Source organism: Corallococcus sp. 4LFB (assembly GCF_046520365.1).
In the GTDB taxonomy this organism is placed as follows: Bacteria; Myxococcota; Myxococcia; order Myxococcales; family Myxococcaceae; genus Corallococcus; species Corallococcus caeni.
In genome coordinates this window covers 1-7,494 of record NZ_JBKGHJ010000421.1, presented here as the reverse complement: position 1 = coordinate 7,494, position 7,494 = coordinate 1, and the positions used below count along the sequence as shown (strand labels likewise).

8 protein-coding genes and 2 pseudogenes are annotated in these 7,494 nt (G+C 71.8%); 1 reads left to right on the top strand and 9 read right to left on the bottom strand.

Translation table 11 applies throughout. The annotated features are described in order from the left end of the window. Positions 1-1,029: pseudogene (locus tag ACLEQD_RS32630) on the bottom strand (tRNA-uridine aminocarboxypropyltransferase); the annotation flags it as partial. 108 nt (positions 1,030-1,137) lie between these two features. Here ACLEQD_RS32630 and ACLEQD_RS32625 point away from each other — a divergent pair. Then, complete coding sequence (locus ACLEQD_RS32625; RefSeq protein ID WP_410389396.1) at positions 1,138-1,878, top strand: 16S rRNA (uracil(1498)-N(3))-methyltransferase; 741 nt, start codon at positions 1,138-1,140, stop codon at positions 1,876-1,878. Here the strand turns inward: ACLEQD_RS32625 and ACLEQD_RS32620 are convergent. The 8 genes and pseudogenes from ACLEQD_RS32620 to ACLEQD_RS32585 form a co-directional block, all read right to left on the bottom strand. Next, positions 1,859-3,232, bottom strand: a complete 1,374-nt coding sequence (locus ACLEQD_RS32620; protein WP_410389395.1) for a DUF2914 domain-containing protein — start codon at positions 3,230-3,232, stop codon at positions 1,859-1,861. The genes ACLEQD_RS32625 and ACLEQD_RS32620 overlap by 20 nt on opposite strands. 88 nt (positions 3,233-3,320) lie before the next feature. Then, complete coding sequence (grxD, locus tag ACLEQD_RS32615) at positions 3,321-3,638, bottom strand: Grx4 family monothiol glutaredoxin (protein ID WP_410389394.1); 318 nt, start codon at positions 3,636-3,638, stop codon at positions 3,321-3,323. Positions 3,639-3,655: 17 nt separating this feature from the next. Beyond that, positions 3,656-3,913 carry a BolA family protein gene (locus ACLEQD_RS32610; RefSeq protein ID WP_143909262.1) on the bottom strand — a complete coding sequence of 86 codons (258 nt, stop codon included), beginning with the start codon at positions 3,911-3,913 and terminating at the stop codon, positions 3,656-3,658. Continuing rightward, the gene (locus ACLEQD_RS32605) at positions 3,913-4,458 is read right to left on the bottom strand and encodes a YqgE/AlgH family protein (protein ID WP_410389393.1); all 546 of its coding nucleotides are present in this window, start codon (positions 4,456-4,458) and stop codon (positions 3,913-3,915) included. Before ACLEQD_RS32605 ends, ACLEQD_RS32610 begins: the two co-directional genes overlap by 1 nt. Positions 4,459-4,518: 60 nt before the next feature. Then, on the bottom strand, positions 4,519-4,968 hold the full coding sequence (locus tag ACLEQD_RS32600; RefSeq protein ID WP_120527433.1) for a response regulator: 450 nt from the start codon (positions 4,966-4,968) through the stop codon (positions 4,519-4,521). 65 nt (positions 4,969-5,033) lie between these two features. Further along, positions 5,034-5,846 carry an ABC transporter permease subunit gene (locus ACLEQD_RS32595; protein ID WP_410389392.1) on the bottom strand — a complete coding sequence of 271 codons (813 nt, stop codon included), beginning with the start codon at positions 5,844-5,846 and terminating at the stop codon, positions 5,034-5,036. Continuing rightward, positions 5,843-6,727, bottom strand: a complete 885-nt coding sequence (locus tag ACLEQD_RS32590) for an ABC transporter permease subunit (protein WP_410389391.1) — start codon at positions 6,725-6,727, stop codon at positions 5,843-5,845. Before ACLEQD_RS32590 ends, ACLEQD_RS32595 begins: the two co-directional genes overlap by 4 nt. A 119-nt stretch (positions 6,728-6,846) precedes the next feature. Continuing rightward, positions 6,847-7,494 (bottom strand): annotated as a pseudogene (locus ACLEQD_RS32585) (peptide ABC transporter substrate-binding protein); the annotation flags it as partial.

Here is a 7,494-nt window from a genome sequence, read left to right as displayed (position 1 = left end):
CGGCCTGCTCCACGCCGCCCGCCTTGCCTTGAGCGCCCGCGCCGTGGCGAGCCGCACGTTGCGCGCGGACCGGCGCGCCAGGCCGCCGCTCCACAGCAGGTCCAGGGCGAAGGTGGTCCACACCGTCAGCTCGTCGTCCGGCCGCAGGAACGCCTCGAAGCGGGCCAGCGCCTGCGCGCGCGGCTCACCGGCGCGCAGCTCCTCCTCCGACAGCTCGACGTGCAGCGTCGTGCTGTGCGCCAGCGGCAGCTCCGGCGCGATGACCGCCTCGAAGCGCTCGCCCGTGGTGAGGCGGACCGCCACCAGGTGCACCAGCTCCGGCGGGATGCCCGCCTCCAGCGGGTGCGCGTTCGCCTCCGCGTAGAAGAGGACCAGCCGGTCCGCGGCGTCCGCCAGCGAGCGCAGCTCCAGCGGCGGGCGCCACTCGCCCTTGTAGAGCCGGCGCCGGTTCGGCCCCGTGCGCGTCTCCTGCCGCTCCAGCTGCGTGTCCACCATGTACTCGAACGCGCCCAGCATGCGGTCGAAGTAGTCCGGCTTGCCCTCCAGCTGGCCCAGAATCTCCGCCACCGCCTCGATGGTGGAGACGCAGTGGTCCGCCGGCTCCGCGCGGATGCGGTAGTTGCTCGGGCGGCGCGGCACGAAGCCGATGCGCGGCAGCGCCGCGAGCACCGGGTTGCGCATCACCACCTTCTTCGCCTGCGGCCAGGTGCCGTCCACGACGATGAGCGTCTCCGGCGGGTTCGCCTGGGCCTCCTCCACGGAGATGGCGTCCTCGCCCGGGAAGAGCACCGCGACGCGCTCCGGGTTCCGGGCCAGCTCCTCCAGCCGCGCGTGGCCGGTGAAGTCCACGCCCCGGTGCAGCTCCGAGTTGGGCAGCGACAGGTGCGCCATGCGCGCCGTGCCAATGGCCACGCGCCGCTCCCGGGGATGCTGGAGGAACACCACGCGCGTGCGCGTCTGGAGCTGGGGGACGTGCGCGCAGTAGCACGCGCTTTCAGGACGCAGACACTTGATGCAGAAGGTACGCACGCCCGGCCCTTTATCACGGCCCCGCCCCCGGCGGCCGGGAGGGGCGCCCCCTCAAGCAAGGGCCGCCCCCTCCCCTGCCCGCCCGGGAACGGCTACATGGTGCGGACCGTGAACCTGCTCCTGCTCTTCGACGAGGACTTCCAGCCGGACGGCACCGCCCGGCTCACCGGCCGCCGCGCCCAGCACGCCCGCGAGGTCCTCAAGGCCGAACCCGGCGAGTCCCTGCGCGTGGGCCGCCTGGACGGGCCCACCGGCACGGGCGAGGTGCTGGAGAACGCCCCCGGCCTGCTCCACCTGCGCGTCACCCTCACGGACGCGCCCCCGCCCAGGGCCGGCGTGGACCTGCTGCTGGCCATCCCCCGCCCCAAGGCGCTCAAGAAGGTGCTGCCCGCCGTGGCGTCCCTGGGCGTGGACAGGGTGGTGCTGGTGAACGCGGCCCGCGTGGAGAAGAGCTACTTCGACTCCAAGGTGCTCAACGAGGCCTTCATCCGCGACCTGCTCCACCAGGGCCTGGAGCAGGCCCGCGACACGCGCCCCCCGCAGGTGCTGATCCGCGAGCGCTTCCGCCCCTTCGTCGAGGACGAGCTGGACACCGTCTTCGGCACGGACGCCCTGCGCCTGCTCCCCCACCCTCCGGCCAGCCAGCCCCTCCAGGCCCGGGGTGTCGCGAGCGCCCGGCGCGTGGTGCTCGCCATTGGTCCGGATGGAGGCTGGGTGCCCTTCGAGGCGCAGCTGCTGGAGGCGCACGGCTTCCAGCCGTTCTCCCTGGGCCCCCGCATCCTGCGCGTGGAGACGGCGGTGCCGGTGCTGCTGGGTCAGGTGACGCTGCTCAAGGCGCCGGCGCCGTAGCCGCGGGCGCCGCCACCGGCGCGGGAGGCTGGCTCTTCTGCCACTCCTCCAGCGGGATGGGCTTGACGACCTTGAGCACGGACATGTCCACCTTCTCCGGGCGCGGCTCGGTGCGCGTGTCCTCGGTGACGGTGAAGTTCAGGCGGTTGATTTCGTGCCCGTCCTCCGTCTCCAGCACGACGCGCCAGTCGCCCGGCTTGGGCGTGGTGCCCGGCCGCGCGTAGTAGCGGTAGCCGCCCTCCGTGCCGTTGCTGCTCACGTTGGCCATGAACCCCTTGCCCAGCGCCGTCCAGCCCTTCTCCGGGTGGTCGAAGTACCAGCGCACGCGCACCTGGTACTTCTCGAAGCCCTTGGGGGCGAAGATGCGGAAGAAGTACATGGGCTCCTCGCCGGCCCGCACCGCGAAGTCCTGGTCGCCGTGGTGGAACGCCGTCCAGACCTTCCACCACGGGTGAGCCTCCGACGTCAGGCGATACACGCCCGGGGAGACGCGCTCCACCGAGTGGTAGATGCCGCTGTACTGCACCGCCAGGGGCACCGGCGGAATCACGCCCAGGAAGTAGCACCCGAACAGCAGCGCCTGCGCGCCGAAGCCGGGCACCGCCACCGTGCGCAGCAGCGCCGTCTCGTCCGGGCGCCACCGCTTGAGCACGCGCAAGAGCCCGTAGATGCTCCCGCACCCCATGGCGACGGAGAGCGTGAAGATCCACCACCCCACCCGCCCCAGCAGCACCGGCAGCAGCGACGCGAAGTACAGCGTCACGCAGAGGCTGAAGACGGCGACGCGGATGACGGGGCCCAGCTGCCGGAAGCGCGGCATCTCGTTCGCCACCAGCAGCCCGAACATGCCCGCCATGAACAGGAGCGGCGTGAAGCCCGACGAGCTCTTGAACAGGAACAGCGTGAAGGCGGAGAGCAGGCTGCCCATGAAGAAGTGCAGCGCGTCCTCGCGGAAGCGCCACACCTTCATCAGCAGCTTCGGCGGCTCCACGCCTTCGGGGTAGCGCTGCTCCAGCACCAGCAGGCCCGCGAGGATGGCCAGGTAGGCGAAGTTCTGCACCTCCGTGAGCGCGTCGTCGACGGGGCTCAGCGTGAGGACGTCGTAGAGGAAGCCCGCGAAGAAGAAGAGGGCCATCTCCTGCTTCTCGTACTTCGCGCGGAAGGCCTGCACGCGGTCCACCAGCGTGGGCGTCTTCTCCGTGCTGACGAGGTCGTCCGGCTCCGCGACGGCGCCACCCGGCGTGGCGACCGCGACGTTCGCCCCGGGCGGCAGGGGTCCTCCCGCCACCGGACTGCCGGGCACTTCGGTGGACGCGTCCTGCGGCTTCGAATCAGGCGGTGTGACGGTGAGCACGGCGGCGAGACCCCTCTTGGCGACCGCCGCCCAGTCTACGCGGGGGACGGGGCCCGGGTCTTCCCCCCGGGCCGTCCCACCCTGGCGCCTACTTGCCGCCGGCGGCGACCAGGTCCTGCAGCTCGCCGCGCTCGGCCAGCTCCATCAGGATGTCGGAGCCGCCCACGAACTTCCCGTGGATGTAGACCTGCGGAATCGTGGGCCAGTTGGAGTAGTCCTTGATGCCCTGGCGCACGTTGGGGTCCGCCAGCACGTCCACCGTGTGCACCGGGCCCAGCGGCTGGAGCAGCTGGAGGGCGCGCGCGGAGAAGCCGCACTGGGGGAACAGGGCGTTGCCCTTCATGAAGAGGACGATGGGGTGCGACTTCACCGTCTCGTCGAGGTGGGCCTTGAGGGTTGCGTCCATGAGTCGTTGCTCCTTCTTCAGCGGGGCCCGAGCTTCTTCCACTGCTCGGGCGAATAGGTCTTGAGCGCCAGCGCGTGCAGCTCGCCGGACTTCAGCCACGGCTGCAGCGGCGCGTACACCAGCTGGTGCTGCTCCACCATCGTCTTGCCGGTGAAGGCGGGGGAGACGACGCGCGCCTCGAAGTGGTCCCCCGTCCCTGTCGTGTCGTTCAACTCCACCTCCGAGCCCGGCAGGGCGTCGAGGAGGTAACGGCGAAGCGTCTCGGCGTCGAGCATCAGTTCATCCCCTTTCCCATCACCAACATGGCCGGATCCACCCCCAGCCCCCGCAGGGTGGCATCCCACAGCTTCGCCGGGTCCTGGCCCAGCACCGCGTCCGCGGTGGCGTCGGCGTACAGCCACGAGCCCGCGGCGATCTCGTTCTCCAGCTGCTTGGGGCCCCAGCCCGCGTACCCCAGGCAGAAGCGCACGCGCGGGTTCGTCCGCTGCAGCAGGGGGCCCAGCGCGTCCAGCGTGACGCTCAGGTAGAGGCCGGGCAGGACGGCGTGCTTCTCCGGGACGGACGCGTCGTCATGCAGGAGGAAGCCCCGCTGGGGCTCCACCGGGCCGCCCACGAACACCGGCTGCGACACGCGGTCGGTCGAGATGTCCATCGACTGACCGCGCGCCAGCTCACCGAGCGTCAGGGGCGCTCCCCGGTTCACGACGAGCCCCATGGAGCCCGTCTCCCCGTGTTCGATCATCAGGATGACCGACCGGTAGAAGTTCGGGTCTCCAAGCTGGGGCATGGCCAGCAGGAAGCCTGAGGCGAGGTTCTTCACGTCTGGGAGCATCGGCCGTCCGGCGGGGGTGTGCAACCGGAACCCGCTCCCCTGCTGACCTCAGTGCCAGCTCTGGTGCTTGGACTTCAACGCCTTGGCCAGCTTCTCCGGATCCAGCGGCTTGCCGATGAAGAGGTCCGCGCCCAGGCCCTTGCACTTGCGCGCGGTGGCCGCGTCGCTCATGGCGCTCACGCCGATGAGCACCGCCTGCGGGAACTTCTCACGCAGCTTGGACATGAGCGTGGTGCCGCTGCGGCCGGGCAGGAACACGTCCACGATGGCGGCGTCCATGCGCTTGTTGCGCACGGCGAACTCGGCCTCCTCCGCGCTGCCCACGGGCATCGCGTCGTAGCCCCAGCCGCTCACCATCTCCACCAGCAGCTCGCGGTGCGCGGCGTCGTCCTCCACCACCAGCACCGAGCCCCGGACGGTTTCCTTGCGCAGACCGTCGTCGCGCGGACGCTCATCACGGGCAGGCGAGAGGGGGATTTCTTCCGTCGGAAGGGACATGGTGTTCACCTGAGGGCAAAGGGTTTCCGTTCGAGTGGAACCTTTGTCCCGATGTGAGGCATTCCTCACACTTCGCGACGGCGACCTCCCCCCAATGCCTGTGAAGCGAGCGAGGCGCCAAGCACCAGCAGGACGAGCAGGCCCCAGGCGGGAATGACGACGCGCCCCCCGCCCTCGTAGATGAGCGCGGCGTAGGACGTGCCCAGGTAGCGGCCCAGGGACATGGGCTCCATGCGGGCGATGCCGAAGAAGCTCACCGTGGACTCGGTGAGGATGGCGTTGGGCAGGCGGCTCAGGAACACGGCCAGCACGAACGGGCGCAGCAGGGGCCACAGGTGCACGCGCAGGACGTGCACCCCGCCGCCGCCCAAAGCCCGCGCGGCGGCCACGTACTCCTGGCCCTCCAGCGTGGCCAGGCGGTCGCGGAACATGCGCGCGGGGCCGGCCCAGCCCACCAGGGCCAGCGACGTCACCATCAAGCCGAAGGGGCCCAGGCCGCGGGTCATTCCCGCGTCCATGAGGGACTGGCCCGCGAGCTGGAGCACCATCACCACGAGCACGTCCGGCAGCGCGAACACGGCGTCCACGGCGCGCAGGAGCACCTGCTCCGTCACGCCGCCCGACAGCCGCGCGAGCGCCGCGACGGCGAGCCCCAGCACGGTGGACAGCGCACCGGCCGCGAGCCCCACGGCCAGGGACACCCAGAGGCCGCCGAAGGCCAGCTCGCACACGCTGCGGTCGGGGCGGTTGAGGTCCCAGCCCAGCGGGCAGGTGTGCGTGAGGGCTTCCGGGAAGAGGCGTCCGGCCACGAGGCTCAAGCCGCCCAGCCCCACCAGGAGGACCAGCCCCACCCAGGCGCGCACGGGGACGCGGTTCAAGCGCGGGCCTCCCGGGCGCGCGGATCCACGAGCATGCGCAGCAGCTCCACGGTGAGGCTCACGACGACGAGCACGGTGGCGAAGGTGGTGGTGGACACGACGACGACGGCGACCTGCTTGTTGAGCACGGCGAGCACGTAGAGCTGGCCGAAGTAGGGCAGGCCGAAGACGCGCTCCGCGGCGAACGAGCCCGCGAGCAGCGCGGTGGCGACGGGCGTCACGGCGTCCAGGAGCGCGGGCCACACGTTGGGGAGGACGTGGCGGCGCAGCACGGTGCCGGCGTCCAGCCCCTTGCTGAGCGCGGTGCGCACGTAGTCGCGGGACAGCTCGGTCTCCAGGGCATCCCCCACGAGCGTGCCCAGGAAGGTCCCCGGCCAGATGGCGATGACGACCGCCGCGCAGAGCTCCGGCAAGAGGTGGCCGCGCTCCACCACGGCGGGGGCCAGGAGCAGCGCGGGGATGAACACCGGCGTCCCGAACGCGATGGCGGGCAACACGTCACCGAGCACGGCGAAGCGCCCCCGCCGCCACCGGGTGCGAAGGAGCGCGAAGCCCACGGCCCAGGCAAGGGCCAGGGGCAGCGCGACCAGGCCCACGCCCACGCTGCCGGAGAGCTTCTGGAGGAGCTCATCGCCGGTGATGCCCTGAGCGCTGGTGCCCAGCCGCTCCCCGGCGAACAGCTTCTGCCACGGCCGCAGGAACCCGAGCGGCTCACCGATGCCCAGGTCGCGCCGGTACGAAGCCGCCAGCTCCGGAGACACCTGCCGCTTGGTGTCGCTCTCCGTGGTGAGCGGCAGCGCGGCCATGAGGAAGTACGAGGCCACCGCCACCACCGGCACGAGCACGAGCTGCCGCACGAGGCGCGTCGCGATGAGGCGCATGCGCTAGGGCCCCTGCCTTGCGTGCGAAGCGCGCGGTCCCACGCCTCGGGATACGAACCCGCGCTGAGCGCTCGCGATGCGCGACGCCAGGCCTCGCATCGAGGAGTCCGTGCGCATCGTCAGGGCCCCTGCCCTTCCGCGCGAGCCGAGGGCGTCTCCGCCGGGCCCAGCCGCAGCGCGCGCAGCGCGAGGAAGTTGAACGGATCCACGTCCAGCCCGTGCAGCCGGGCCCGCGCCCGGAAGTAGCGGTCCGGGTGGTACAGCGGCGCGATGACGGCCTGCTCGCCCACCAGCACCTCCTGGGCCTTCGCGTACAGCTCGCGCGCGTGCAGCTTGTCCGCGTCGCCGTCCGCCTCCTCCAGCAGCTGCTCGAAGCGGCGCATCGGCTCCCCCCCGGCCTGCGTCTCCCAGCCCGTCTGGTGGTTGCCCTGCCGTTCGAACAGCGTGAAGAACGTGTTCGGGTGCGCGTAGTCCGCGCCCAGCCGCCGCAGCTGCAGGTCATACGCGCGCGGCCCCTGCGGCGTCCTGCGCGCCACCTCCGCGGAGAAGTCCGAGCGCGAGTCCACCACCACCGTCACGCCCACCCGCGCGAGCTGCGCCGCGATGCGCTCCGCCAGCGCCTCCTCCGGCACGAATGAATCCCCCGCCTTCACCACCAGCCGCAGCGGTCGGTCCAGCCCCTTCACACCGGCCAGCTCCGCCTTCGCCCGCTCCGGCTCGTAGCGCGGCAGCCGCGCGGCCTGCTCGGGCGAGGCCGCGTCCGGCAG

Coding starts and splice junctions, on each gene's coding strand:
- grxD (WP_410389394.1), bottom strand. CDS start 3,638: ATGGACGCAACCCTCAAGGCCCACCTCGACGAGACGGTGAAGTCGCAC.
- ACLEQD_RS32610 (WP_143909262.1), bottom strand. CDS start 3,913: ATGCTCGACGCCGAGACGCTTCGCCGTTACCTCCTCGACGCCCTGCCG.
- ACLEQD_RS32600 (WP_120527433.1), bottom strand. CDS start 4,968: ATGTCCCTTCCGACGGAAGAAATCCCCCTCTCGCCTGCCCGTGATGAG.
- ACLEQD_RS32590 (WP_410389391.1), bottom strand. CDS start 6,727: ATGCGCCTCATCGCGACGCGCCTCGTGCGGCAGCTCGTGCTCGTGCCG.